The sequence below is a fragment of the Mumia flava genome (genome assembly GCF_002797495.1).
Taxonomy (GTDB): domain Bacteria; phylum Actinomycetota; class Actinomycetes; order Propionibacteriales; family Nocardioidaceae; genus Mumia; species Mumia flava.
The window spans coordinates 870,814-896,397 of record NZ_PGEZ01000001.1; the positions used below are offsets into that span (position 1 = coordinate 870,814).

Annotated in this window: 19 protein-coding genes; 7 read left to right on the top strand and 12 right to left on the bottom strand. The window is 72.7% G+C overall.

Annotated elements, in window-relative coordinates; all coding sequences use genetic code 11:
• Nucleotides 1–8: 8 nt before the first annotated feature.
• The 5 genes from CLV56_RS04160 to CLV56_RS04180 form a co-directional block, all read right to left on the bottom strand.
• Nucleotides 9–2,993, bottom strand: coding sequence for a UPF0182 family membrane protein (locus CLV56_RS04160; RefSeq protein WP_100414431.1), 2,985 nt, complete (start codon nucleotides 2,991–2,993; stop codon nucleotides 9–11).
• 38 nt (nucleotides 2,994–3,031) lie between these two features.
• Nucleotides 3,032–3,553, bottom strand: coding sequence for a PPA1309 family protein (locus CLV56_RS04165; RefSeq protein ID WP_039345810.1), 522 nt, complete (start codon nucleotides 3,551–3,553; stop codon nucleotides 3,032–3,034).
• The gene (locus CLV56_RS04170) at nucleotides 3,544–4,596 is read right to left on the bottom strand and encodes a YlbL family protein (protein WP_039345813.1); all 1,053 of its coding nucleotides are present in this window, start codon (nucleotides 4,594–4,596) and stop codon (nucleotides 3,544–3,546) included. Before CLV56_RS04170 ends, CLV56_RS04165 begins: the two co-directional genes overlap by 10 nt.
• A gap of 10 nt (nucleotides 4,597–4,606) precedes the next feature.
• Nucleotides 4,607–4,882, bottom strand: a complete 276-nt coding sequence (locus tag CLV56_RS04175) for a hypothetical protein (RefSeq protein WP_039370868.1) — start codon at nucleotides 4,880–4,882, stop codon at nucleotides 4,607–4,609.
• A 118-nt stretch (nucleotides 4,883–5,000) separates the two neighbouring features.
• The gene (locus CLV56_RS04180; protein ID WP_039370865.1) at nucleotides 5,001–5,426 is read right to left on the bottom strand and encodes a molybdenum cofactor biosynthesis protein MoaE; all 426 of its coding nucleotides are present in this window, start codon (nucleotides 5,424–5,426) and stop codon (nucleotides 5,001–5,003) included.
• 48 nt (nucleotides 5,427–5,474) lie between these two features.
• On the opposite strand from CLV56_RS04180, the gene CLV56_RS04185 reads away from it, so the two are divergent.
• Both CLV56_RS04185 and CLV56_RS04190 read left to right on the top strand, forming a co-directional pair.
• Nucleotides 5,475–6,980 (top strand): zinc-dependent metalloprotease, encoded by a 1,506-nt coding sequence (locus tag CLV56_RS04185; protein ID WP_157805058.1) that lies wholly within the window; start codon nucleotides 5,475–5,477, stop codon nucleotides 6,978–6,980.
• Nucleotides 6,977–7,525, top strand: coding sequence for an NUDIX hydrolase (locus tag CLV56_RS04190; protein WP_039370862.1), 549 nt, complete (start codon nucleotides 6,977–6,979; stop codon nucleotides 7,523–7,525). The genes CLV56_RS04185 and CLV56_RS04190 overlap by 4 nt, the downstream gene beginning before the upstream one ends.
• On the opposite strand, the gene CLV56_RS04195 is transcribed toward CLV56_RS04190, so the two are convergent.
• Both CLV56_RS04195 and CLV56_RS04200 read right to left on the bottom strand, forming a co-directional pair.
• Nucleotides 7,515–9,374, bottom strand: a complete 1,860-nt coding sequence (locus CLV56_RS04195; protein ID WP_039370859.1) for a bifunctional metallophosphatase/5'-nucleotidase — start codon at nucleotides 9,372–9,374, stop codon at nucleotides 7,515–7,517. The genes CLV56_RS04190 and CLV56_RS04195 overlap by 11 nt on opposite strands.
• 127 nt (nucleotides 9,375–9,501) lie before the next feature.
• On the bottom strand, nucleotides 9,502–10,068 hold the full coding sequence (locus CLV56_RS04200) for a SprT-like domain-containing protein (RefSeq protein ID WP_245857584.1): 567 nt from the start codon (nucleotides 10,066–10,068) through the stop codon (nucleotides 9,502–9,504).
• 410 nt (nucleotides 10,069–10,478) lie between these two features.
• Here CLV56_RS04200 and CLV56_RS20500 point away from each other — a divergent pair, with 410 nt between their 5' ends.
• The 4 genes from CLV56_RS20500 to CLV56_RS04220 all read left to right on the top strand — a co-directional run bounded on the left by CLV56_RS20500 (nucleotide 10,479) and on the right by CLV56_RS04220 (nucleotide 14,516).
• Nucleotides 10,479–11,417: a hypothetical protein gene (locus CLV56_RS20500; RefSeq protein WP_039370854.1), complete on the top strand. Its 939-nt coding sequence runs from the start codon at nucleotides 10,479–10,481 to the stop codon at nucleotides 11,415–11,417.
• Nucleotides 11,414–12,781 carry an ABC1 kinase family protein gene (locus CLV56_RS04210; protein WP_100414432.1) on the top strand — a complete coding sequence of 456 codons (1,368 nt, stop codon included), beginning with the start codon at nucleotides 11,414–11,416 and terminating at the stop codon, nucleotides 12,779–12,781. The genes CLV56_RS20500 and CLV56_RS04210 overlap by 4 nt, the downstream gene beginning before the upstream one ends.
• Nucleotides 12,782–12,895: 114 nt before the next feature.
• Nucleotides 12,896–13,288 (top strand): YciI family protein, encoded by a 393-nt coding sequence (locus CLV56_RS04215; RefSeq protein WP_039370852.1) that lies wholly within the window; start codon nucleotides 12,896–12,898, stop codon nucleotides 13,286–13,288.
• Entirely contained in the window at nucleotides 13,269–14,516 is a 1,248-nt protein-coding gene (locus tag CLV56_RS04220; RefSeq protein WP_211287973.1) for an RNA polymerase sigma factor, read from the top strand. Before CLV56_RS04215 ends, CLV56_RS04220 begins: the two co-directional genes overlap by 20 nt.
• Nucleotides 14,517–14,747: 231 nt before the next feature.
• On the opposite strand, the gene CLV56_RS04225 is transcribed toward CLV56_RS04220, so the two are convergent.
• Nucleotides 14,748–15,011 carry a WhiB family transcriptional regulator gene (locus CLV56_RS04225; protein ID WP_039370850.1) on the bottom strand — a complete coding sequence of 88 codons (264 nt, stop codon included), beginning with the start codon at nucleotides 15,009–15,011 and terminating at the stop codon, nucleotides 14,748–14,750.
• Between the two features lie 387 nt (nucleotides 15,012–15,398).
• Complete coding sequence (locus tag CLV56_RS04230; protein ID WP_039370848.1) at nucleotides 15,399–17,474, bottom strand: ATP-dependent DNA helicase UvrD2; 2,076 nt, start codon at nucleotides 17,472–17,474, stop codon at nucleotides 15,399–15,401.
• An 82-nt stretch (nucleotides 17,475–17,556) separates the two neighbouring features.
• Here CLV56_RS04230 and CLV56_RS04235 point away from each other — a divergent pair, with 82 nt between their 5' ends.
• On the top strand, nucleotides 17,557–17,808 hold the full coding sequence (locus tag CLV56_RS04235; RefSeq protein WP_039370845.1) for a mycoredoxin: 252 nt from the start codon (nucleotides 17,557–17,559) through the stop codon (nucleotides 17,806–17,808).
• A 111-nt stretch (nucleotides 17,809–17,919) separates the two neighbouring features.
• Here CLV56_RS04235 and nudC read toward each other — a convergent pair whose 3' ends face one another.
• The 3 genes from nudC to CLV56_RS04250 are packed head-to-tail and all read right to left on the bottom strand — an operon-like array spanning nucleotide 17,920 to nucleotide 25,519.
• Nucleotides 17,920–18,801 (bottom strand): NAD(+) diphosphatase, encoded by an 882-nt coding sequence (gene nudC, locus CLV56_RS04240; protein WP_170224739.1) that lies wholly within the window; start codon nucleotides 18,799–18,801, stop codon nucleotides 17,920–17,922.
• Nucleotides 18,798–22,142 (bottom strand): ATP-dependent DNA helicase, encoded by a 3,345-nt coding sequence (locus CLV56_RS04245; RefSeq protein WP_245857587.1) that lies wholly within the window; start codon nucleotides 22,140–22,142, stop codon nucleotides 18,798–18,800. The genes nudC and CLV56_RS04245 overlap by 4 nt, the downstream gene beginning before the upstream one ends.
• Nucleotides 22,139–25,519, bottom strand: coding sequence for an ATP-dependent helicase (locus CLV56_RS04250; protein ID WP_100414433.1), 3,381 nt, complete (start codon nucleotides 25,517–25,519; stop codon nucleotides 22,139–22,141). The genes CLV56_RS04245 and CLV56_RS04250 overlap by 4 nt, the downstream gene beginning before the upstream one ends.
• Nucleotides 25,520–25,584: the final 65 nt, after the last annotated feature.

Here is a 25,584-nt window from a genome sequence, read left to right on the forward strand (position 1 = left end):
TCTCCTCGTCATCCTTCCCCGTCCGGCGACGGGGTCGCCGCAGGTGTGCCGTACTGCTCCTGGATCTGGTCCAGGATCCCGGCCATGTCGTTCACGCGGTCCTGGTACTCACCGAGGTCACCGCGCTGCAGCGCCTCCTGCGCCGCGTTGTACTCGGCGTCGGCCTGCTGGAGGAGCTCCTCGAGCGTGGCCGGCTCGGCACCCCCGGCACCGCCGGAACCGCCCGAGCCCTCGCCGCCGGAGCCTCCGCCACCGGCGGAGCCCTCCTCGACCTCACCGTCCTCGGTGCCGTCGCTGACGTCAGGGGTGCCCTCGGTCCCGGTCGCGACGCGCAGCGCCTCGTCGAGGCTCTGCCCGAACCCGATCTCGTCGCCGAAGGACGCGATCACGAACTGGAGCACCGGGTAGGAGCCCTCGGTCGCGCTTCGTCTGATGTAGACGGGCTGCACGTACAGCAGCCCGTCACCCACCGGCAGCGTCAGGAGGTTGCCGAACAGCACCTTCGTCCCGGCCGACTTGAACGGCAGCAGTGCGCTGGAGACACGGCTGTCCGCCTCGAACCGGTTCGCGATCTGGTTCGGGCCGTCGACGGTCGTCCCCGCCCCCAGTTGCAGGATCTGGATGTTGCCGAACCCGTCGGGATCGCTCGCCTCGGAGTTCACCGAGACGAAGGACGCGAGATTCTGGCGGTTGTTCGGGAGGTAGACGCTCGTGAGCGAGTAGCGCACGTCGTCGTCCCCCGGCCGCTGGATCGAGAGGTAGTACGGCGGCTGGAGCGAGCCCTTCGAGGTGGGGTCCTCGGGGATCTTCCAGCGCTCGCCGCCCTCGTAGAACGTCTGCGGGTCGGTCACGTGGTACGCGCCGAGCATGAACCGCTGCACCTTGAACAGGTCGACCGGGTAGCGCAGGTGTGCCAGCAGGTCGTCGGAGATCGCCGACTTCGGCTGCACGGTGTCCGGGAACGCCTTCATCCAGGTCTGCAGCACCGGGTCCTCGGTGTCCCACTCGTACAGGTCGACGGTGCCGTCGTAGGCGTCCACCACCGCCTTGACCGCGTTGCGCATGTAGTTGACCTGGTCGCTCGGGAGCGCGATCTGGTTGCCGGTGCCGGTCCGCGAGTCCGACGTGGCCTCCTGCAGCGAGACCTTCTCGGAGTACGGGTAGGAGTCGCTCGTGGTGTAGCCGTCGAGGATCCACACGACGCGCCCGTCCACCACCGCGGGGTACGGGTCGCCGTCGATCGTCAGCCACGGCGCGACCTTCGCGACACGGTCGCGCGGGTTGCGGTCGTAGAGGATCCGCGACTGGTCGTTCACGCGGTTCGAGAGGATGATGTTCGGCTCGCTGAACTTCACGGCGTACAGCAGCTTGCGGAACGTGCTGCCGATGGTGACGCCGCCGTCGCCGTCGTAGGTGTTCTGGGTGACGTCCTCGGTGTCGGACTCGTCGGTCGACGGGTTCGCGCCGTTGCCGCGCGGGATGTCGACCTCGATCGGCGCGTCGCCCTCGGGACGCCCGACGATCGAGTAGCTCGGGGAGTTCTCGCCGAAGTAGATCCGCGGGGCGGTCTCGATGTCGAGCTCGCCGGTCGGGGGGATGTCCTTCTCCACCCACACGGGCTCACCCTGCGACCCGCGCTGGTTGCCGCGCGCGGCGATCACGCCGTACCCGTGCGTGTAGACGGTGTGGTCGTTGGCCCAGTTGCGCTGGTTCGGGGGCAGGCCGTCGAGGTTCAGCTCACGCGCCGCGATCACGATGTCCTGCGGGTTCTCCTGGCCCTCGAGCTGGTAGCGGTCGACGTCGAGCGTGCCCGGCACCGTGTAGTAGCCGCGGACCTGCTGGAGCTGCTCGAAGGCCGGCGACACCAGCGTCGGGTCGAGCAGCCGCGTGCTGACCCGCGACTCGGCGGTCTCGGTGAGCTGCTGCGGGGTCAGGGACGTACGGGCGTTGTACGACTCCTTCTCGACCGTGTCGATGCCGTACGCGTCTCTCGTCGCCGTGATGTTCTTCTCGAGGTACGGAGCCTCCTTGTCCGGCTCCGACGGGTTGACCTGGAACGACTGCATGATCGCGGGCCAGATCCCGCCGATCAGCACCGAGGTGAGCACCAGCAGCGCCAGGCTGATCCCGGGGAGCAGCCAGTTCTGCCAGATCGCGTTCGCGAAGAACAGCAGGGCGCAGATCAGCGCGACCACCATCAGGATGTTCTTGCTGGGGATCCGGGCGTTCGCGTCGGTGTAGGTGATGCCGGTGACCAGGTTGGAGGAGTCGATCGCGAAGCCGAAGCGGTCGAGCCAGTAGGCGAAGGCCTTCAGGAGCATGAACAGACCGACGATGATCGACAGGTGGACCTGCGCTGCGCGCGAGACCCGCTGCGACTTCGACGACAGCGAGATGCCGCCGTAGACGTAGTGCACGAACGCGACCGCGATCCCCGCGACGATCAGCACCGCGAACCCGAACGCGGTCAGGAACCGCAGGAACGGGTAGTCGAACATGAAGAACGACAGGTCGACGCCGAAGGTCTGGTCGTCCTGGCCGAACTCGGTGGCGTTGCGCCACAGCAGGAACGTGCGCCACTGGCCTGCGCTCGAGGAGCCGGCGAAGATCACGAGCAGCACGCCGAGCGCCAGCATCGCGGGCTTCTTCAGCGGCTCCAGCGCATCGCGGTAGCGCGCGACCGGGTCGTTCTGGCGCTGCGGGCCGGTCATCTTCGGACGCGCTCGGTAGGCCAACCAGATGTTGACCAGCACGATCGCGGCGAACAGCACGCCGAACACGAGGAAGAGCAGCACGCGCGTGCTCAGCAGGGTCGAGTAGACGCTGCCGTAGTCGATCGACGCGAACCACAGCCGGTCCGTCCACACGCCCGTGAAGATCGCGCCCAGGAAGAGCAGCGCGACCAGCGTGATGATCGTCGGGATCAGGACGCGTCGGCCCTGACGCGAGATCCCGGGCCGGTCGGGCGGGGCGGCGGCGGATCCGTGACTCACGCGACTCCTTCGTTGGTACGGACTGCCAGTCTGCCAGGTCAGTCCGTCAAGGTCTGCCGCAGCATCGAGACGAGACCCGGAACGAGGTCCGGACCCTCGGCGACCTCGTCCACGCCACGCAGGCGCAGGACGCAGTGCGCACCACCGTCCCGGGTCACCGCGACGGTGATCCGGACCTCCTGGCGATCGGGGTGCTCGGCCACGTACGACAGCAGGTCGGTCTGGTCGTCGGGCAGGGCCGCCTCGGCCTCCGGGGGCAGCATGAGCCGCTCCAGCACCGCCGCCGTGCCGTGGACCTGAGGCGGCCACACGATCTCGGCGACGAAGTCCTCGAAGTCGCGGTCCGCGGGCAGCTCGTCCTGGGCCACCGCGGTGTAGCCGTCCTCGTCGGAGTCCTCGTCGAGCCCGAGCTCCCGGGCGAGCGCGGGCTCGTCCGAGCGCAGCCGGGCCGTCTCGACCAGGGCGTACAGCGACGGCGCCTGGTCCCAGCCCTCGGAGTCGGCGAGGTTCTCGATCTCCCACGCGACGTCGCGCAGGGGGTTGCTCGGCATCAGCGACATGTCGGTACCGTCCCGTCGGGGTCGTCGGCCAGGACGCCCAGCGCGTCCACGGCGTCGTCGAAGGTGGCCACCTCGACGAGGACGGCACCCGGGTCGTCGAGCGCCGCCGCCTCGTCGCAGTTCGCGGCCGGGACCAGGAACACGCTCGCGCCCTCGTCGACCGCGCCGGCGATCTTCTGCTGGATCCCCCCGATCGGCCCGACCGAGCCCTCGAGGTCGATCGTCCCGGTCCCGGCGACGGTCTGGCCGCCGGTCAGCGGGCCGGGCGTGAGCTCGTCGTAGAGGCCGAGGGCGAAGATCAGGCCGGCGCTCGGCCCGCCGATCGTGTCCCCGATCGTGTTCGTGACGTCGAACGGCAGGTCGACGTCGGTGCCCAGGGTGATCCCGATCCGTGCCTTGTCGGGGTCGTCGGGCTGCTCGCCCGCGACCACCGTCTCCGTGGAGGTCTCGCCGTCGCGCCGGATCCGCAGGCGGATGCTGTCGCCCGGCGCCTGCGCCCCGACCAGGTCCACCACGTCGCCGGGCGCCTCCACCCCGGTCCCGTCCACCGCGAGCACCACGTCGCCGGGCCGCAGGACACCGTCCGACGGGCTGCCCTCCTCGACGGCCCCCACGACCACGACCTGCTGCACGTCGTACCCGGCCGCGCGCAGCGCGACGGCCTCCGAGTCGAGCTTCGAGCCCTCCATCTGCGCGGTGTTCTGCTCGCGCGACTCCTCCGCGGTCTGACCCGGCGGGTAGATCAGGTCGCGGGGCACGACCGCCTCGTCGTCGTCGAAGTACGCCCAGAACGCCTCGGGAAGCGTCAGCCGGGCATCCGCCCGTGTCACCGACACCGTCGTCAGCCGCAGCTCGCCCTCGGTCGGATAGGTCTCGACCGACTCGTCGATCTCGAGCACCGGCGCGTCCTCGTAGTCGCCGAGGACGTCGACGGTCGGGCCCGGACGCATGGTGACGTACGGGACCGGCAGCACGAGGGCCACCGCGAGCAGGCTGACGAGAAGGAACCCGGCGGTCGCCAGGGTGAAGGTGCGACGGCTCATCGTGGCGCGTTCACCGCCCGGCCCGGCGTACGACCACGCCGCTGCCGCGGACGGGGGCCGAGCGGCCCCGTACGACCGGGGTCCTGACCGGGCGACGGACCGCGGCGGCGAACCGCCGGTCGCGCGCACCCGAGCCCGGCACGGCACCGTGCCGTCCGTCCCGCCGGTACGTCACCACCTCCACCTCGGGGGTGGCGCGACGCCCCGACCGGGCGTACCAGGCGGCCCACAGCGCCGCGACCGCGGTGATCGCGAGCGGGACGGCGAGCCAGAGCAGGATCCTCACGCGGCACAGTCTAGGCACGCCCACCCCGCCGGGGTCGGACCACGGCGCACGGCGGTGGCGTGGCGGCTTCCCGGCCCTGGGTCGCGGTGGCGCCCCGGTCCGACGGCCGACGCGACCCTCACGGAGTGCCGACCCACTCCTCGCTGCCGTCGTCGAAGAGCTGGAGCTTCCAGATCGGGACCTGCGCCTTGAGCCGCTCGATCAGCTCCCGGCAGGCGGCGAACGCCTCGGGTCGGTGCGGGGCCGACGCGGCGGCGACCACCGCGACGTCGCCGACCTCCAGGGCTCCGATCCGGTGGACGACCGCGAGCGCGGTGACCGCGCACTCCTCCGCCACCGACGACGCCACGGCGTTCATCGCGTCGAACACGCTCGGGTGCGAGGAGTAGGACAAGGCGTCCACGCCCCGGCCACCGTCGTGGTCGCGGACCGTGCCCACGAACATCGCGACCGCGCCCGCGACGTCGTCGCCCACCGTCTCGAACACCTCGGTCAGGTCGAGCGGCTCGTCTCGCACGTCGACCAGGCGGATCACATCGCTCATGGCGAACAACTCTAGGGTGCCCGCGACGACGCGGGTACGTTTGGAGCCATGGCATCCGACGAGGACCGCGACCGAGACGACCTGCCCGAGGAGCCGGGCGACGGCTCGTCGGAGCCCACGCCCGACCGCGGGATCGGCTTCGGCAAGATCCCGGGCCGGCCGGGCGGGGACGCCGGAGCCGGCGGTCCCGCAGGCGCGAACCCGTTCGCGGGCACGCCGATGGAGGGCCTCTTCGGTGCGTTCGGCGGCGGCCAGATGCCCGACATGAACCTCCTGATGCAGCAGATGCAGCGGATGTTCGCGCCGCACGACGGCTCGGTGAACTGGGAGCTGGCCAAGGACGTCGCCCGCCAGACCGTCGCGGCCGGCAAGGACCCGGCACCGCTGAGCACGGAGGACGCCGCGGTCGCCGACGCCGTGCGGCTCGCCGACACCTGGCTGGACTCGGTGACGGACCTCCCCGCGGCCTCCGTACGGGCGAAGGCGTGGAGCCGCTCGACGTGGGTCGAGGAGACGATGCCGACCTGGCAGGCCATGGTCGAGCCGATCGCCGCGCACGTCGTCGGGGCGATGGCCTCGGCGCTGCCCGAGGAGGCCAAGGCGATGGCCGGGCCGCTGATGGGGATGCTCAGCCAGGCCGGGGGCGCGATGTTCGGCGCCCAGGTCGGCCAGGCGGTCGGCGGGCTCGCCGCCGAGGTGCTCAGCTCGACGGACACCGGCCTGCCGATGGGCCCGAGCGGCGTGTCGGCGATGCTGCCCGCGAACCTTCGCGCGTTCGCGGAGGGCCTCGAGGAGTCGGAGGCCGACGTCTTCCTGTACGCCGCGCTGCGCGAGGCCGCGCACCAGCGGCTGTACGCCCACGCCGGGTGGCTGCGCGCCCGGATCCTCACGACCGTCGAGGAGTTCGGCCGCGGCACCACGATCGACGTGCGCGCGATCGAGGACAAGCTCAGCGGTTTCGACCCCACGAACATGCAGGCCGCCCAGGAGGCCCTGGCCGGCGGGCTGTTCGAGCCCGAGCGGACCCCGCAGCAGCAGGCCGCGCTCGATCGGCTCGAGGCTCTGCTCGCCTTCGTGGAGGGCTGGGTCGACGAGGTCGTCACGCAGGCCACCGACGGCCGCATGCCGAGCGCGGTCCGGCTGCGCGAGGCGATGCGCCGCCGCCGGGCGGCCGGTGGGCCGGCCGAGGAGACGTTCGCGTCGCTCGTCGGGCTCGAGCTGCGACCGCGCCGCCTGCGCGACGCCGCCGCCCTGTGGGCTGCGCTGCGTGATCGCCAGGGCGCCTCGGCGCGCGACGCGGTGTGGGCCCACCCGGACCTGATGCCGACGGCCGCCGACCTGGACGACCCGATCGGCTTCGCAGTCGACGACACCGATGCCACCGACGACTCCGCGAGCTTCGACGCTGCGCTCGCGGACCTGCTGGACGGCAGCACGGAGCGGCCCGACGACGGGGGCACGGACGACGGGGGCGCGGACGACGGGGGCACGGCGCCCGACGCCGGCCCGGACGCTCCGGGCGACGGCGGCCCCACGGACTCCGGCGACCGGTGAGCCTGCACGCCGACGCGCGGGCGCTGCTCGCGCGCTGGTCCGCGCCCGACGGCGTCCAGGACGCGTTGCGAGCACGCTACGTCGAGCATCTCGACGCTCACCCCGACGCGATGCAGCGGGCGTGCCATCCCGACCACCTGACCGCGAGCGCGCTCGTCGTCAGCGCGGACGCGTCGCGGGTCCTGCTCACGCTGCACCGCCGGCTGCGACGCTGGCTCCAGACCGGCGGGCACTGCGAGCCCGGCGACGAGACCCTCGCCGCCGCGGCTCTGCGGGAGGCGACCGAGGAGTCCGGGATCGACGGGCTGCGACTCGATCCCGAGCCCGTGCTGCTGTCGCTGCACGAGGTCCCGTGCGGGCCGGTCCGGCCGTCGCACCATCTCGACGTGCAGTTCGTCGCGGTCGCGCCCGCGAGCGCCACGCCGGTGATCAGCGAGGAGTCGATCGACGTGGCCTGGTTCGATGCCGAGGCGCTGCCCGAGACCGACGCGTCCGTGCGCGCGCTGGTCGCGGCAGCACGCGCACGGACCGCGCTCATCCGGTGATCGTGAGCGGGGTCGAGCCCGCCACCAGCCGCCAGTCGACCTGGTGGAACGTCGGAGGGTCGATCACGCCCTGGGCGCTGACCCAGTCGATCAGCAGCTGCCGGATCTCCACCTGCGCGTTGTAGACCACCTCGGCGCTCGTCACGCCCGGGAAGTTGCCGCCCCCGGACTGGCGGTAGTTGTTGATCGCGACGACGAACTGGTCGCCGGCGGCCACCGGCACACCTCCGTACGCCAGTCCGACGATCCGGCTGCCGACGGGCGCGGTGAGGTCGATGTCGTACGTCAGCGGGGCGTCGAGCCCGCCCATCACGTCGTAGTTGTAGTCCGGCGTCCCGTTCGGGGCGGTCGCGGTCGGCGCATTCGTCACGTCGCCGGCAGCGTAGGTGCCCGGCCCCGGGACCGCCTTGAAGTACTCCGCGGACTTCTCGAGGTACGCCGCGATCTGCGCACCCGACATCCTGATCCCGAGCAGCGTGTTGTCGTAGATGTACAGGCCGGCCACGTCCCGGACCGACACCTCGCCGGCCGGGATCGCCGCCTCGCGGTTGAAGGGCGCCGCGATGCTGAGGACGGGCAGTCCTTCGCTCGGCGAGCCCACCAGGGCGTCCTTGACCGCACCGGCCTGGACGACGTTGATGAAGTCGAGAGCCGCGGTGTCCTCGTAGCGGGCGGTGGCCGCCGACATGGCCTCGGTCGCGGTGCCGATCACGGAGTTCACGTACGCGACGACGGTCTCGTGGTCGCGACGGAGCAGCCGGACGATCTCCGGGTCCTCCTCGACCGTGTTGGCGTTCAGGACCTGCGCGGACACCGACGTGACCTCGTACCGCCCGCGGGTCTTCCTCACCGTGACGTCGAGCGCCGACAGGCGCATGCCCCACCGCAGCGGCTCGGTCAGCACGACGGGCCTGCCGGTCTCGATGTTCGTGACGACGCGCTGGGCGATCTCGGCGTGCGCGTGCCCGACGAGGATCGCGTCGATGCCGGGCACCTGCTCGGCGACCAGGCTGGCGGCGTTCTCCGGGTACGGGAGCGCGTCGCCGTACGACGAGGACGTGTCGGCGCCGGAGTGCGCGGAGACGATCACCACGTCCGCGCCGGCCCGCCGCATCCTCGGCACCCAGTGGGCGGCCTCCTCCACGAGGCCCGGGAAGACCATCGTGCCCTCGACGTTCGCCTTGTCCCAGATCGCGATCCCCGGGTTCGTCAGCCCCAGGATCCCGACGCGGATCAGGTGACGCCCGACCTTCACCTTCTTGATGACGAACGGCGGGAACGCCGGCAGGCCGGTGGTGGCGTCGTGGGCGTTCGCGCCGAGCAGCGGGAAGTCGCACTGCCGCTCGAAGCGGCGCAGGAGCGGGATGCCGTAGTTGAACTCGTGGTTGCCCAGGGCCGCGGCGTCGTAGCCGATCGCGTTCATCGCACGGGCCATCGGATGGATCACGGTCCGGCTGATCGGCTCGACCTTGGCGAAGTAGTAGGCCAGGGACGTTCCCTGGATGGTGTCGCCGGCGTCGATCAGCAGCGGGCTCGGATACGTGTGGCTGCGGCGCATCGCGTCGACCAGCGTCGAGATCTTCGCCAGACCGATGTCGTTGTGCGCGGAGTCGTCGTACTCGGCGTTCTTGAAGTAGTCCCAGTTGAAGACGTTGCCGTGCAGATCGGTCGTGCCGAGCACGGTGAACGTCGCGCTGTCGTGGTGGCCGTGGCCGTGGCCGTGCTTCGGCTTCGCGGCGGCCGGCGCTGCGTACCCTGCGGCCGCGAGGGCCGCCGCGGCGGCCGACCCGGAGATCAGCGTGCGGCGGGTGACGTGCTGCGAGGGGTTCTCCTCGGGGGTGGTGTTCATGATGCTCCTGAGGGACGGGGGTGAGCCTCCCTCATGATTGCGCCATGCACTGATTTTTGCGCGGAGGCCTCGGTCACGATCCGGTGACGACTCCGTGAAGCGTCGCTGTCCCGCAGGCAGCGAGGCTTCAGCCGCCCAGAGAGCGGCCCGCCACGACCCCCTCGAGGAATCCGCGGGCCCGCTCCGTACGCGGGTAGGACTCGAGGTGCGCCCAGAACCGCGGCCCGTGGTGCGGGACCAGCAGATGCACGAGCTCGTGCAGCAGCACGTAGTCGACGACCCACGACGGCAGGCCCTGGAGTCGCGAGGACAGCCTGATCGTCCGGTCTTCGACCGTGCACGATCCCCAGCGGTGCTCCTGGTTGTCGACCCAGCGGACGCTCGACGGCACCGCGGCCCCGTCGAGATACGTCTGGGACAGCGCGGTCGCCCGCTCGAGGAGGTCGACGTCACCCAGGCGACTGCGCTGCTCCTTGCGCAGCACCTTCGCCACCATCTCGCGCACCCAGCGGGTCTCCTCCGCGCGGCTGAACGAGTCGGGCATCAGCACGACGATCCGATCACCGTCGCGGTAGGCCTGGACGGACTTGCGCCGGCGGGCGCTGCGGCGCACCTCGACGCGTGCGTCGTCGACCGGATCGGTCGGGTCGATCCGATCGAGGCCGGTCTCGTCGTGCTCGAACGGGGCGGTCACGAAGCCACCGTACGACCTCGGTGCGACAGGTTTGTGCCGTCCACAGCCTCGCTTCGCGTGTCGCCGCAGGTCAGACCGCCGGAGCGGCTCCGTACGGCCCGGCTCCACACACCGTCGTCCACCGCTGCATCGAGCTCTCCACAGCGTCGCCCGGCGGTTCCCACAAGCTATCCCCAAGGTTCTCCACAGGCGTGGACAACGTTCTGCCCGCTCGGATTGCCGAGTCGGCCCGGCGGCTCTAGCGTGTGGAGGTCAGGTCCTGGTCCGCGCGCGTCGCCGGCAGGGGAAGGCGGGCGGCTGCGCGCGGCCAGGACCCTCGACGCATCGAAGCTGTGGATGAGTTCCCCGGCTCCGGTCCCTCCTCGGGCATGGTGGGTCGACCCCCTCGCCCACCAGCCCGAGGAGCCTCGATGAAGCCCCTGCTGCACCCCGCCGTCACCGTCGTCCGCCGCGACCGGCGCACCCTGCAGGCCGGGACCGTCGCCGACCGGCCGATCCTGGTCGAGGACCGGCCCGGCACCGCCGCGATCCTGCGGCTGTGCGACGGCACCCGCGACATCGCGATGCTGGCGGCGATGACCGGACTCGAGCCCGGCGAGGCGCGCGCGACCGTCGCGTCGCTGGTCGCCGCCGGCCTGCTGCTCGACGCCGAGACCTGGGCCGGCACGGCCGGTCGCGAGCTCGTCGCCGAGGCCGTCGCCCTCAGCGCCGCCGGCCACGACGCGCGCGAGGTCCGTCGTCGGGTCCGCTCCCGGTCGCGCTGCCGGGTCGAGGTGCACGCGGACCCGGCGACCCAGCCGCTGGCCGAGGCCGTGATGGCGGTGCTCGCCACCGGCGGCGTCACCGCGACGAGCGCCACCGTGGACAGCCCGACCCTGGTCCTCGTGCTCTCGACGGGCCCGTGCCCGCGTGAGGTGGTCGACGTGCTGACCGGCGCCGGAGTCCCGCACCTGCCGGTGGTGTGCGAGTCGACGTCGGTCCGTCTCGGGCCGCTCGTCCGGCCCGGCACCACCCCGTGCGTCCGGTGCGACGACCGCGACCGCGCAGGCTGGGACCGGTCCTGGCCCTTCGTCCTCGCCCAGCACGCCCGCCCGATCGCCAGCACCGCCGGGCACCCCTCGCCGCTGCCCGCGGCCACTCGTTGGCGGTTCGCGGTCACGATCGCCGAGCAGGTGCTCGACTACGGCGATGCCCGGCCCGCGGCCACGGAGGGCAGCGTCCTCGTGCTCGGTCCCGGACCCGACGACCGCCACGAGCACGTCCTCGCCCAAGCGGTCGGCTGCGCGTGCCAGATCGTCGAAGCGGCGACCGGACCCGAGGTTGCGCCGGGTGTCAGAATGACGGCATGAGCGAGGGCGACGCCGGATCCGCTGGTCGCCGCGGTCGCCGCGACCGAGACGACGCACCCCTGCCGCAACGCTCCTTGGCGCGTGCGGCACGCCTGGCGACCCTGCCGATCGGGTTCGCGGGGCGGACGACGGTGGGAGTCGGTCGCCGACTCGTCGGGACCCCGACCAATGCCGTCCTCAACGAGGTCCAGCTCCGGACCGCCGAGCAGATCTTCGCCGTCCTCGGCGAGCTCAAGGGCGGCGCGATGAAGTTCGGGCAGGCCATGAGCGTCTTCGAGGCCGCGATGCCGCCCGAGCTCATCTCTCCCTACCGCGAGACGTTCACCCGCCTCCAGGACTCCGCTCCGCCCATGCCGATCAGCCGGGTTCACCGGGTCTTCGACGCCGAGCTCGGGCCCCGCTGGCGCGACCAGCTCATCGAGCTGGACGACGAGCCCGCCGCCGCGGCGTCGATCGGTCAGGTGCACCGGGGTCGCTGGTACGACGGCCGTGAGGTCGCGGTCAAGGTGCAGTACCCGGGAGCGGCGGCCGCGCTCCGGTCCGACCTGCGCCAGATCGGACGGCTCAGCCGCATGTTCGCCGTGGTGTTCCCGGCGATCGAGGTCAAGCCGCTCGCCGACGAGCTCGCCGCCCGTGTGCGTGAGGAGCTCGACTACGGGCTCGAGGCGGAGGCGCAGCGCGCCTTCGCCGAGGGCTTCGCGAGCGACTCCGACATCGAGGTCCCCGAGCCCGTGATGCACACCGACACGGTGCTGGTCTCGACCTGGATGCCGTCCGTGGGGTCGCTCGCGCAGATCATCGACACCGGCACGCCCGAGCAGCGCGATCACTACGGAGAGCTGTTCGCCCGGTTCCTCTTCGCGGGCCCGGCGCGCGTCGGGATGCTGCACGCCGACCCGCACCCGGGCAACTACCGGGTGCTCGACGGCGACCGCCTCGGGGTCGTCGACTACGGTGCCGTCGCCCGGCTGCCCGGAGGTCTCCCCCGTGTGATGGGCCGGCTCCTGCGCGCCGCCGTCGACGACGACTACCCCACGGTGGTCGAGGGTCTGCGGGAGGAAGGCTTCCTCAAGCCGGGCGTCCGGTTCGACGAGGACCTGCTGCGCGACTACCTCGAGCCGTTCGTGGAGCCGGCCCGGCACGACCAGTTCACCTTCTCCCGCGAGTGGATGCGCGAGCAGGCCCAGCGCATCGCCCGTCCGTCGCGGGAGGGACTCGGCACCGCCATGCGGATCAACCTGCCGCCCTCGTACCTCCTGATCCACCGGACCTGGAGCGGCGGGCTGGCGGTCCTCAGCCAGCTCGGCGCCACCGCGCCGTTCCGTGCGGTGCTGGAGGAGAGCCTCCCCGGCTTCGCCGACTGATCCGGTCCCCGCCGCCGCCGGTCCCCGATGTCGAGAAGCCGCGCCCTGCTTCGACATCATGACGGGAGCGCGGGCGCGCCCCCGACCGTACCGACCAGCGCCAGGGAGACAGCCATGAAGTACGTGATCCTGATCCAGTCCAACCCGCAGCCGTGGGGCCACCCGACCTCGGACTTCATCGAGGAGCACCGGGCGCTCCCCGCCGAGACCCGCGACCGCCTGAACCAGCAGTTCGAGAGCGCCCTGGAGGAGCTCGTGGAGCGCGGCGAGTTCGTCCACGCCGAGGCGCTGGGCGACCCGGCGAGCTCCCGCCTGTTCCGGTGGTCGGCCGGCGACCGCGTCGTGACCGACGGCCCGTACGCCGAGGGCAAGGAACACCTCGCGGGCTTCTTCCTGATCGACGTCGAGAGCCAGGAGCGGGCCGAGGAGATCACGGCGAGCTTCGGCGGACCCGGTGAGACCGTCGAGCTCCGCCCGGTGATGAGCGGTGACCGCACCGACGGGTGACGCGTCGGCGGGCGCGTACGAGGACGTGTGGCGACGCGAGCTGCCGCACGTCCTCGCCGCGCTCACCCGCCGGTACGGGCACTTCGACGACTGCGAGGACGCGACGCAGCAAGCGCTGATGGCAGCGGCGGACCGGTGGCCGGCCGACGGGCTGCCGACCGACCCGCGCGGCTGGCTGCTCCGTGTGGCCTCGCGCCGCATGATCGACCAGCAGCGGCAGGAGATGAGCCGCCGCGCCCGCGAGGAACGCGCCGCTCAGCTGGACGTCCGGCCGGACCCGGACCCCACGACCGGCGCCACGACCGACGTCGACGACACGCTCGCGCTCATGATCCTCTGCTGTCACCCGAGCCTGACGCGGGCCTCGCAGGTGGCGCTCGCCCTGCGTGCCGTGGGCGGCCTGACGACCCGGCAGATCGCCGACGGGTTCGCGGTGCCGGAGGCGACGACGGCGCAGCGGATCAGCCGGGCGAAGGCGACGCTGACACGGGAGGGCGTACGGTTCCGGCCGCCACCGGTCGCCGAGCTCCCGGGGCGCGTGCTCGCGGTCCGGCACGCCGTGTCGATGATGTTCACGCAGGGCCATCTGCGCACCGAGGGCGCCGACGCCACGGACAGCGCCCTGCGGGAGACCGCGATCGGCCTCGCCCGCACGCTCGTCACGGCTCTTCCCGGCGATCCCGACAACGCCGGGCTGCTCGCCCTGCTGCTGCTCACCGAGGCTCGGTCCGGTGCGCGCCTCGACGCAGCGGGCGACCTCGTCCCGCTCGAGGACCAGGACCGATCGGCATGGGACCGCGGCCTCGTCGCCGAAGGCGTCGCCCTGCTCGAGGACGCGCTCCCCCGCGGGTACGTGGGGCCGTTCCAGGTCCAGGCCGCGATCGCGGCCGTGCATGCCGAGGCGCCGTCGGCCGAGCAGACCGACTGGGAGCAGATCGTCGTCCTCTACCGGATGCTCGACGAGATCGCGCCCTCGGCCGCGGCGTCGATCGGGTTGGCCACCGCCACCGCCGAGGTCGACGGCCCGGCGGCCGGGCTCGCCGTCCTCGACGACGTCACCGACCCGCGCAACCACCGCGCGCACGCGGTCCGCGGCCACCTCCTGCTCCGTCTCGGCGACCGCGACGGCGCGCTCGCGTCGTTCGAGGCCGCCGCACGGCTGACCCGGAGCATCCCCGAGCAGCGGTACCTGAACCGCTGCATCGCCGAGGTCGGGTCACCAGGCTGACACGCCGGACGTGCGAGTGCGGGCGCCCCGGGAGTCGGGGCGCCCGCACTCGGGCTTGGCGGCCGGTCCGGTCACAGGATCCGGGCGATCCGGATCCGGGCACCGTACGCGGCCCGCTGTGCGCTGCGCGCGATGCGGCTCAGCACGGTCGTGCTCCTGTTCTGTTCTCGGTCGAGCGCACGCGCGGCCGGTCCGGCCGCACACGCGCGCTCGGGTCGTCGTGACGTCGCCTCAGGCGACGGCGTCCTTGCGCGGGCGTCCGCGGGGCCGCTTGCGCGGGATCACGGTGCCCTTGAGGAAGAGCTGTCCTCCCCACACCCCCCAGGGCTCGGCACGGTCGAGCGCGCCGGCCAGGCACTCGGCGCGGATCGGGCAGTCGAGGCAGAGAGCCTTGGCCGCTTCGACGTCGGCGGGCGACTCGGCGAACCAGAGCTCGGGGTCGTGGGCGTGACAGGGAATCGTGCGGAGCGACGGCTGCTCGAGCACGGCGGTCATGGTGGTTCTCCTGGTCTGAGAGAGGTGCGGTGTGTCGGCGGTGGTGACAACAGAAAAGCCGCGGATCCCGGTTCGGGTTCCGCGGCCTGTGAGGTCCTGTCTCATCGGGTCAAGGCGATGGGACAGAGCTCCGGGCAGCGGCCCCCGGGTCGAGGAAGGCGTGGACGTTCGTCCAACCGAAAAACGGCTTGACGGCGCCCGTACGCGTGCGCGTCATGGCACACGTGCCTGCGGCGGCGACGAACGCGGCGGGCTTGGAACCATAGATCTCCATGACGCACACTCCTCTCTCAGTCGTTGGGGCTGACGTTCCCTGACAGTACGCCTGCCCTTCGACAGCGCGCAAACCAATTATCGGCCTTGTTGCGATCTTTTTCGGCCACCCCGTCAGGACGCCCCGTCGGCGACCAGGGCCAGCACCTCGTCGCCGTACTTCGCGAGCTTGCCGCGCCCGACTCCCGGGACCCGCAACAGCTCGTCCTCACCGCCCGGACGAGCCTCGGCGATCGCCGTGAGCGTCGCATCGGTGAACACGCAGTACGCCGGCACCCGCTGCTCGCTCGCCTGCTCGCTTCGCCACTGCCGCAGCGACTCGTACAGCGTCTCGTCGTAGGTCGACGGACAGTCGAGGCACCGACCGAGCTTGCGCTCCGCGCCGGTCGAGAGCACCGTGTCGCAGCTGCGGCACCGGGCGAGGGTGCGCTCGCGCCGCACGCGACGCTGACCCGGACCGCGCTCCTCGGCCGCATCGCGCGGACGCAGACCGTCGAGGAACCGGGTCGGACGCCGCGACGCCCGGCCACCGGGGTTGCGGGCCTGCGCCCAGGACACCTCGAGCCGGTCACGCGCGCGCGTCACCCCGACGTAGAACAGCCGGCGCTCCTCCTCGATCGCCGCGTCCCCGTGGGCGTAGGTGATCGGGATCGTGCCTTCCTGCGCGCCGACCAGGAAGACCACCGACCACTCCAGACCCTTCGCGGAGTGCAGGGTCGCCAAGGTGACGCCGTCGGCCAGCGGGGCGTGGGCGTGCTGCGCTCGGCGCTCGAGGTCCTCGACCAGCTCGGCGAGTCCTGCGTCCGGACGCTCCGAGGCCAGGTCGGTCGCCATCGACACCAAGGCGTGCAGCGACTCCCAACGGTCGCGCTGTGCTCCGCCGCTGCTCGGAGCGCGCTCGGTGTAGCCGGCCGAGCCGAGCACCGCCCGAACCTCGGCGACCAGCCCGTCCTCGGCCGGAACGCCACCGCGCGCCTGCCCACGCAGCAGCGTGACGGCCTGCCTGACCTCCGGACGGTCGAAGAACCGCTCCACGCCCCGCACGACGTACGCGAGGTTGCGGGCGGCCAGCGCCTCCTCGTACGCCTCCGACTGGGCGTTGGTCCGGAACAGGATCGCGACGTCGCGCAGGGCCGTCCCGCGCTCACGGAGCGCCAGGATGCTGGCGGCGACCTGCTCGGCCTCCGCGACCTCGTCGGCGAACTGCGTGTAGGACACCTCCGCGCCCGCGTCGCGCTGCGCCCGCAGGACCACACCGTCGCGGCGCGAGCGGGTGAACACGGCGTTGGCCGCCGCGACCACCTGCGGCGTCGAACGGTAGTTGCGGACGAGCTCGATCCGCTTCGCCCCCGGGTGGCGGCGGGGGAAGTCGGTCAGGTGGCTCGGCGACGCGCCCGCGAACGAGTAGATGGTCTGCTGCGGGTCGCCCACGACGCAGACGTCGTCGCGCCCGCCGAGCCACTGGTCGAGCAGCGTGGCCTGGAGCGGGTTGACGTCCTGGTACTCGTCCACGACGAGCCAGCGATACTGGCGGCGAACCTGCGCCGCGACGTCCTGGTGGTCGGCCAGCATGGACGCGGTGCACAGCAGGATGTCCTCCATGTCCATCCGCTCGCGATCGCGCTTGACCTCCTCGTACGCCGCCATCACGTGCGCGATCGTCGCCGGATCGACGGCGTCGAGCCCACGCCCGGCCGACCCTGCACGCCGCGGGTAGTCGTCGGGGAGGACGTTCGACACCTTGGCCCACTCGATCTCACCCGCGAGGTCACGCAGCAGCGCAGAGTCCGGCTGCACCCGGCACCGCCGCGCCGCCTCGGCGACCAGCGGGAGCTTCGACGCGATCAGCTCGGGCAGCGCGTGGCCGTACAACCGGGGCCAGAAGTAGCCGAGCTGACGCAGCGCGGCGGCGTGGAACGTCCGGGCCTGCACACCGTCGGCACCCAGGGCGCGCAGCCGGCCGCGCATCTCGCCGGCCGCGCGGCTCGTGAACGTGACCGCCAGCACCTCGGTCGGCTTGTAGACCCCCGAGGCCACGCCGTACGCGATCCGGTGGGTGATCGCCCGCGTCTTGCCCGTGCCCGCGCCGGCGAGCACGTAGACGGGACCCCGCAGGGCCAGGGCGACCTCGCGCTGCTCCGGGTCCAGCGCCTCCAGCAGGGAGTCGGCTGATCGGTCGTCGGCGGGCACGGTCCTCCTCGTACGCGGAATAAGCTCGGCAGGCGGCGACGTTGTGCGTCGACGACCACCCTAGTTGGAGAGAAGGACAGGAATGTCGGCCACGTTCACGATGTACTCGACCCCCTGGTGCGGCTACTGCCACCGGCTGAAGCGCCAGCTGAACCAGGAGGGCATCACCTTCGCCGAGGTCGACATCGAGCAGGACCCCGACTCGGCGTTCATCGTGGAGCAGGCCAACGGGGGCAACCAGACCGTCCCGACCCTCGTCTTCTCCGACGGCTCGGCGCTGACGAATCCGTCGCTCGCGCAGGTCAAGGACCAGCTCGCCCTGATCTCGGGCTGACACCCGAGCCCGGCGTCGAGCAGCCGCCACGGGCGTCGATGCATCCGAACCCGCCCGTGGTCGGATGTCATCGTCGTTCGTCGACGGCCGGCGGGGATGGACGGCGCCGGGTCAGCGCCAGGCGCCCTCGACGTGGCCGCCGTGCCAGCCCTCGATCAGCCAGCGTGAGATCGAGACGATGCCCGGGAGCGACAGCGCACCTGCGGCGGTCATCTCGGTGACCTCGTCGCGGGTGAACCACCGGGCATCAGCGGTCTCGGTGCCGTCCACGGTGATGTCGGTGCTCAGCGCCCGGCCGTAGAACCCGAGCATCAGGCTCGAAGGGAACGGCCACGGCTGGCTGCTGGCGTACCAGACGTCGCCGACCGTGACCGCGGTCTCCTCGTGGGTCTCACGACGGACGGCGTCCTCCAGCGTCTCGCCCGGCTCGACGAAGCCCGCGAGCGTGGAGAACCGGCCGTCCGGCCAGGTCGGACGGCGACCCAGCAGCGCACGGTCGTCCTCGTCGGTGATGAGCATGATGACGGCCGGGTCGCTGCGTGGGAAGTGATCGGCCCCGCAGACGGGGCAGTGCCGGACGTGTCCTCCCTGCGCGGCATCCGTCGGCTCCCCGCACCGCGCGCACCGCGGGTGGGTGCGGTGCCACTGGGCGATCCCGACGGCGTGGACGGCCATCCGCGCCTGCGCCGGATCGAGGTCGGCCGCGATCAGGCGCAGCGCCGTCGCAGGCGACGCGACCCGATCGACCATCACCGCGACGTGCTCGAGCCCGTCGAGCGTGCCGAGGTAGATCACCTCTCCACGGGGCGACTCCGCGGGCGAGCGCCATCGCAGCGTCGGGTCCTCGGTCCCGACCACCCCGACGTGCTCGCCACCGACCTCCAGGACGCGGGTCGTCGGGTCGGCGAGCAGCGTAGGGATCAGGGACTCGAGGTCACGCCGCTCGGAGTGCCGGTCGTGCTCGCCGCCGGCGAACGTGAAGCCAGATGTCACGACGCCGACCCTACGCCCGCGCCTGACGCGATCCTCTCCAGGTCCCCGCGACCCGGGAGGTCGTGGTGGTAGACGAGCTCGCCGAGCCGGACGAAGCAGAACGCAGCTCGAACCTGCTCGAGCGGGACGCCGTGCATCTCTGCCCAGGCGAGGCGGTAGACGGCGAGCTGGAGCGGGTCGGCCTGCGCGGAGCGGCTCGTCTTCCAGTCGACGACCTCCCATCCGTCGTCGGTGCGGTAGACGGCGTCGATGCGACCGCTGATCGTCTGACCGGCGAGCCGGATCGTGAACGCGGCCTCGACGACGTGCGGGACGCGGTCGGCCAGCGGCCCGCTCTCGAACGCACGCACGACCTCGGCGAGCTCCACGTCGTCGGCGATGTCGAGATCGTCGCGGCCGGGGAGGTCGTCGTCGGCGAGCAGCACCTGCTGACCGAACCGCGCCTCGACCCACGCATGGAACCGCGTGCCGAACCGGGCCGCCGGCGCGGGCGGCCGGGGAAGCGGGCGCGCGAGCGTCCGGGCGTACCCGTCCGGGTCGGCGTTCATCGCCATCAGCGCCGTCGTCGACAGGCGCGCAGGAACCGGGACCTCCTGGAACTCCGAGGTCCCCGCCCTCGCCTCGGCGAGCAGGTGAGCGATCTCGACATCGAGCTCGGACAGACGACGCAGCTCGCGTTGCTCGGCGTCGTCGGCTGCATGGGAGGGCTCGACGTCGGCGTCGGTCGGGGGTGTCACCGAGGCGGGCACGAGGTCGGGCTCCTTCGAGTCGGCGTCGGTGTCCCCCGGCGCCCGCGCAGACATCCAGGCACGCACGCGCCGCGCAGCCTCCCGACGCGATCCGACGGCCTCGGCGTCGAGGGGCGCCGGCCACGCGAACGCCGCCCGTGCTGCGCGCAGGGGATTGTCTTCGCCGTCCTCGGGAGCCGGCACCCAGAGCTCGGGCTCGCCCGCCTGCTCACGCAGCCAGTCCGTGATCGTCTGCAGGAACGGCGAAGGCCCGTGGACCGTCCGGCGGCGACCCCAGTGGTGGCCGCTCGTGACGAGCAGGTGCCGCGCGCGGGTGAGCGCGACGTAGCCGAGCCGGATCTCCTCGAGCAGCGCGTCCTCTCGCATCGCGGTGGCGAACGCAGCGTGACCGGCACGGTCGAGGCTCTCCAGTGCGGGCAGGTCGTGGGAGTCGCCGCGCAGGTCGTGAGGAAGCGTCCTCGCGCTGCGCGGCCATGCCGAGCGTGCTCGGTCGCTGGGGAAGACGCCCTCGCTCAGGAAGGGCACGAACACGACGTCCCACTCCAGTCCCTTCGCCGTGTGGACGGTGAGGATCTTGACGGCGTCGGCCTCGGACGGCGCCGCGACCTCCATGCCGCCGTTGTAGCGCTCCTCGGCGTCCAGGTAGGCCAGGACGGCGGTCAGGCTCGCCGCGGGCTCGGCCGCGACGAAGTCGGCGACCGCGTCGATCAGCGCGGCGAGGTTGTCACGGGCAACCTGAGCCGCAGCGCCGCCCGTCGCGATCAGCTCGAGGTCGACACCGAGCGCCGAGATCGTGTGCCGGACCAGCTCCACCGGGGAACCACCCGCGCGTCGCCGCAGACCACGCAGCGTGGTCGAGACCTCGGCGAACCGGCGCCGTGCCTCCTCGGAGTAGCCGAGCCGGTCGTGCGGGTCGTCGGGACTGTCGACGGCGTCGGCGAGCGACACGATCTCGGTCGGGTCGATGCCGGCCACCGAGCGTTCGAGCTCCTCGACGAGCGTCGTCGTGCGTTCGACGTCGAGGCGCCCGGCGAGGCGGCGCGCCCGGGTGCCGAGCAGGGCGAGGTCGCGCGGCCCGATCCGCCAGCGCGGGCCGGTGAGCAGCCGCAGGAGGTCGGCGTTGGCGGTCTGGTCCGCGACGACGCGCATCGCCGCCAGCACGTCACCGACCTCCGGCTGGGACAGCAGCCCAGACAGCCCGACGACCTCGACCGGGACCGCACGCTCGCGGAGCGCCGCGACCAGGGCCGGAATCTCGGTGCGCGTCCGGACGAGGATCGCGATCTCCGACCAGCCGGCACCCTGCCGTCGCACCTCCGACCGCGCGGCCACCACCTCGTCGGCCACCCAGCCGACCTCGTCCTCCACCGTCCGGTGCAGCGCGGCGCGGACGACCCCGCCGTCGCTGTCGGGCGCAGCGGCCAACGGGCGGACGTCGGTGTTCGCTGCGTAGAACGGGCGGGCGAGGCGGTTGGCGACGTCGAGGATCTCCGCGCGGCTGCGGCGGTTGACCTGGAGGTGCAGCGGGTGGGCGAGGGACTCGCGGCAGGCAGGAGCGGCTGACGCCTGCTCGGTCGAGGCCGTGGCGGCCGGGAAGTCGCCGAGGAAGGACTGGAGGTTGCTCGCCGCCGCGCCGCGCCAGCCGTAGATCCCCTGGCAGGGGTCGCCGACCGCGGTCACCGGGTGACCACGACCGTCCGCGACGGTGGATCCGGAGAACAGCGCTTGGAGAAGATCGCGCTGGGCCACCGACGTGTCCTGGTACTCGTCCAGCAGCACGACCGCGAACCGGTCGCGCTGGCTCTGCGACACCTCGGGGCAGCCGAGCGCCAGCCGCGCGGCCCGCTCCATCTGGTCGGAGAAGTCGACGACACCGGCGTCGTTCTTGGCGGCGCGGTAGCGCTCGACCAGCGCGACCAGCTCGTCGCGTCGGTGGGCGGCCGCGACGATCTCGTCGTGCAGCCTGACCCGTCGGATCTCGGCGGTCGTCCGCTCGACGTCGTCGCGGAGCTGCCGGTCGAAGGACCGCACGTCCGCCGCCGTCACGAGGTGCTCGGCCATCTGCCCGTCCAGCGCGAGAACGTCCGCCACGAGGTCGGGCAGCGACGTCGATGCGTACGCGAGCGGGCCCGGGTAGCTCGCGATCGCGCGGTAGGCGCGCTGGAACCGGGATGCGTCGGTGCTGATCCGGACGTCCGGCTCGTGTCCGTGCAGGAGGCCGTACTCGGAGATCAGGTCCCCGGCGTACGCGTGGTAGGTGGAGACCACCGGCTCGCCGCCCTCGTCCATCAGACCGCGCACCCCCGACTCGTCGGCGAGCCGACTCAGCGCTCCACGCACCCGGTGACCGAGCTCGCTCGCGGCCTTGCGGGTGAAGGTCAGCCCGAGGACCGCACCGGGGTCGATCCCCTCGTGACCGACCAGCCACACCACCCTGGCTGCCATCACGGTCGTCTTGCCGGAGCCGGCGCCGGCGATGATCGCCGACGGACGATCGACGGGCGCGGTGATCGCCTCGAGCTGCTCGGACGAGAACGGGATGTCGAGCACACGGCACAGATCGGTGGTGTCGCGGAGCAGGGGCTTCGTCACGCGGTCGCCTCCTCGGCCCCGTCGGCACCGGTGCCCGGACCGGCCGTACCGCCCCGACGGCCGGTCGCACCGCCTCCGGACGACAGGACCGTCGTGCCCTCGACCTTCGCCGGACAGGATCGCCTGAACGTGCAGAACCGGCAGGCTCGCTCGCTCGGCGTCGCCACGAACTCCTCCTCGCGGACCGTACGGACGGCACGTTCGAGGAGCTCGAGCGCGAAGAACGGCTCGTCGGGGTGAGGCGCATCCTGCGGCTGCACCTTCGGGTGCTCGAGGTCGCGGGTCGATGCCGGGACCCGCAGCTGGACGAGCTCCGCACCTCCGCTGAACGCAGCGGCCTCGGCGTCGGTGGGGTCTCCCGCCACCTCCCCGGCGTCGTCGGCAGGACCACCGAGCAGCTCGTCGGCGGCGCCGTGCTCGACCGCCAGCTGGTAGACGCCGAGCTGCGCGTGCTCGGCGAGCTCGGCCCCGCTCACGGGAGAACGGCCGGTCTTGAAGTCGACGACGTGCACCAGCCCGGCCGCGTCCACCTCCACGCGGTCCATCGACCCGCGCAGCACGACCCGCTCGTCGCCCACGGCCAACCGGACCCGGAACTCGTGCTCGGCCGCGATCGGGCGGCGAGCGGAGGCCTCCTGCTGGGCATGGTGCCAGAGCGCGAAACGACGGATCGCCGTCCGCGCCTCCTCGCGCTCGCGAGCCGAGACCCACCCGGCGGCGAACGACAACCGGTCCCAGACCGCATCCAAGGTCGCGTCCAGTGCGGCCGGGTCCGCTGCCGACTCCCCTCGGACCACGTCGGCCGCCAGGGCGTGGACGAGCAGCCCGAACCCCTGGGCGGTCGTGCTCGTGGTCTCACCGCGGGCCTCGTGCCCCAGGAACCAGGACAGCGGGCACGAGACGATGCCGTCCAACGTGCTGCCGGAGAGCACGATCGGGTCACCGGCCGGACGGACCTGGGCGTCGCTCTCGGTCGGCTCGCGCAGTCCCCACCAGGTCGCGGGGTCAGCCCCTGCCGCCGCGTCGACACCGCTCTCGACGAGCTCGGCGAGACGCCGAGCCGCGCCGTCACGGACTGCCGCGGTCGCACCCTCCTGCGCGAGGCGACGGAGCTCCCCGACCACCCCACGCAAGGAGAGCGGGCGATCCGGGCGGCGCACGGGGTGTGCCGGCGCGCGGGACGCGAGCGGGCGCAGGTCGTCGAGGAACGGAGACGGTTGGTCGCCCTCGGGATCGATGCTCTCGACGGCCGTCACGACGAGCCGCTGTCGCGCGCGGGTGATCGCGACGTAGAACAGGCGGCGCTCCTCCGCCAACAGCTCCACGTGACTCGTCGGCCCTCGCAGCTCGGCGCCGTGCTCGAGCCCTCCCAACCGCTCGGCGGCGAGGAGACTCCCGCGGTGCCGCACGTCCGGCCAGACGCCCTCCTGCACCCCGGCGACGACCACGAGGGGCCACTCGAGACCCTTCGCGCGGTGTGCTGTGAGGAGGCTCACCACGGAGCCGCGGCGGCCGCGCTCGGGCAGCGAGTCAGCAGGGACCTCGTGGTGACGGACCTCGTCCAGGAACGCACCGACGCGGCGGCGGCGCTGGGTCTCCTCGGACCGCGCGGCCAGCGCGAACAGGGCGACGACCGCGTCGAGGTCGCGATGGGCCGCAGCGGCCGCCTCGCCGCCGGCCGCGGTGGCGTCGAGCAGACGACGCTCCCACGCGGTCCCACGCCACAGCGTCCACAGCACGACCTCGGGCGAGGCGTGCTGGGCGACCAGCGTCGCGCAGCGACGGACCAGGTCCGCTACCCGGCGTGCGCGACGGGCGACGTCGTCGACCCTGCCGCCGCGCAGGCCCGCGAGGACGCCGGGCTCGACGAGGGCGTCGACGAGCAGCTCGGTCGACGGCCGGGGCGGACGGCGCTCGCCGTCGTCGCCGAACGCGTCCCGCCGTCTGAGCTCCCGGCACAGCACCCGGAGGTCGGCGCCGTCGAGGTGGCCGAGCGGACCGGTCAGCAGAGCCTCGACCGCCTCGGGGTCGGGCCGGGCTTCCTCAGCCAGCGTGACGGCCAGCTCGAGCGCGGCGAGCAGCCCGCCGACCGCGGGCTCAGCACGGAGGGGCACCTCCGACCCGGCGACCTCGACCGGAACGCCCGCTGCGACCAGGGCACGGTGGAGACGTCCCATCGCGGCGCCGCCGCGGACCAGGACCGCCATCTCGTCCCACGGCGTCCCCTCCTCGAGGTGCGCGCGCCGCAGGAGCTGCGCGACGTGCTCGGCCTCGGCCGCCGGGTCGGTGAACGTCGCCAGCCACAGCTCGTCGTCCCCTGCGCGGAGGTGCGCGGCCGGGGTCGGCACCGTGTCGCGGAACCCGCGGGCCTCGAGCGGCAGGGTGCCGAGCCCGATCCTGTCGGCGACCCGCTTGGACGCCGCGAGCAGGCGCGGCCCGAACCGGCGCGTGCGGCGGAGAGCCCGCACCGGCGCCGGCCGACCGTCCGCGGCCGCGAACCGCCCGGGGAACTCCCAGACCCCACGGACCTCGGCGCCACGGAACGCGTAGATCGACTGGTCGGGATCACCGACCGCCACGAGGTCGCGGCCACCCCCGCAGAGGGCCTCCAGCAGCGCGACCTGTGCCGGGTCGGTGTCCTGGAACTCGTCGACCACGACGTACGAGAAGCGCTCGGCCAGCTCGCCTCGGTGATCCTCCACCGCCAGCCGGGCACGGTGCACGAGCTCGGCGTAGTCCAGCATGTTCTGGGCGTCGAGGACGTCGAGGTACTCCTCGAAGAAGTGGGCTGCGGCGACCCAGTCCGTACGGCCCGTCGCGGAGCCCGTGGTGGCGAGATCGACCGGGTCGAGACCCAGGGCGCGGGCCCGGCCGGCCAGCCGCTGGAGCTCGACGGCGAAGCCGTGGGTGCGCAAGGCCGGGAGCAGCCGCGCGGGCCACGGGTGGCGGACTCCGTCGGCCGCGCCCTCGAGCAGCTCGCGGACCCGGTGGTCGGCCTCGGCAGCTGACAGCAGCTGCATCGGCTCGGCGTAGTCCTTCGGGTCCTGGAGCTCGCGCACGAGTCCGTAGCAGAACGAGTGGAACGTGGTCGCCAACGGCGTCGCGACCGTCCGCTCGAGCCGTGCGGCGATCCGCTGCCGCATCTCGTCGGCCGCGCGACGGCTGAACGTGAGCACCAGGACCTGCTCCGGCGGGACTCCCCGCCGCTCGATCCGGTCGACGACCGACTCCACCAGCGTCGTGGTCTTGCCGGTGCCGGGCCCCGCCAGGACGAGCAGCGGACCCCCGGGGTGATCGACGACCGCCTGCTGGTGCTCGTCGAGCTCCGGCCGCTCCGCACGCTCCGAGGGGGGCGAGAGCACGTACCGCGGGGTCATGGCTCAATCCCAGCAGAGCCCGCTGACAGTTCGCGGAGACGCGCCGACCCCTTCCCGCTGTGTGA

Bases quoted from the DNA above. Each gene is read 5' to 3' on its own strand.
- CLV56_RS04165 (WP_039345810.1), bottom strand. From the start codon at position 3,553: ATGTCGCTGATGCCGAGCAACCCCCTGCGCGACGTCGCGTGGGAGATC.
- CLV56_RS04170 (WP_039345813.1), bottom strand. From the start codon at position 4,596: ATGAGCCGTCGCACCTTCACCCTGGCGACCGCCGGGTTCCTTCTCGTC.
- CLV56_RS04180 (WP_039370865.1), bottom strand. From the start codon at position 5,426: ATGAGCGATGTGATCCGCCTGGTCGACGTGCGAGACGAGCCGCTCGAC.
- CLV56_RS04185 (WP_157805058.1), top strand. From the start codon at position 5,475: ATGGCATCCGACGAGGACCGCGACCGAGACGACCTGCCCGAGGAGCCG.
- CLV56_RS04195 (WP_039370859.1), bottom strand. From the start codon at position 9,374: ATGAACACCACCCCCGAGGAGAACCCCTCGCAGCACGTCACCCGCCGC.
- CLV56_RS20500 (WP_039370854.1), top strand. From the start codon at position 10,479: ATGAAGCCCCTGCTGCACCCCGCCGTCACCGTCGTCCGCCGCGACCGG.
- CLV56_RS04210 (WP_100414432.1), top strand. From the start codon at position 11,414: ATGAGCGAGGGCGACGCCGGATCCGCTGGTCGCCGCGGTCGCCGCGAC.
- CLV56_RS04215 (WP_039370852.1), top strand. From the start codon at position 12,896: ATGAAGTACGTGATCCTGATCCAGTCCAACCCGCAGCCGTGGGGCCAC.
- CLV56_RS04225 (WP_039370850.1), bottom strand. From the start codon at position 15,011: ATGACCGCCGTGCTCGAGCAGCCGTCGCTCCGCACGATTCCCTGTCAC.
- CLV56_RS04235 (WP_039370845.1), top strand. From the start codon at position 17,557: ATGTCGGCCACGTTCACGATGTACTCGACCCCCTGGTGCGGCTACTGC.
- CLV56_RS04250 (WP_100414433.1), bottom strand. From the start codon at position 25,519: ATGACCCCGCGGTACGTGCTCTCGCCCCCCTCGGAGCGTGCGGAGCGG.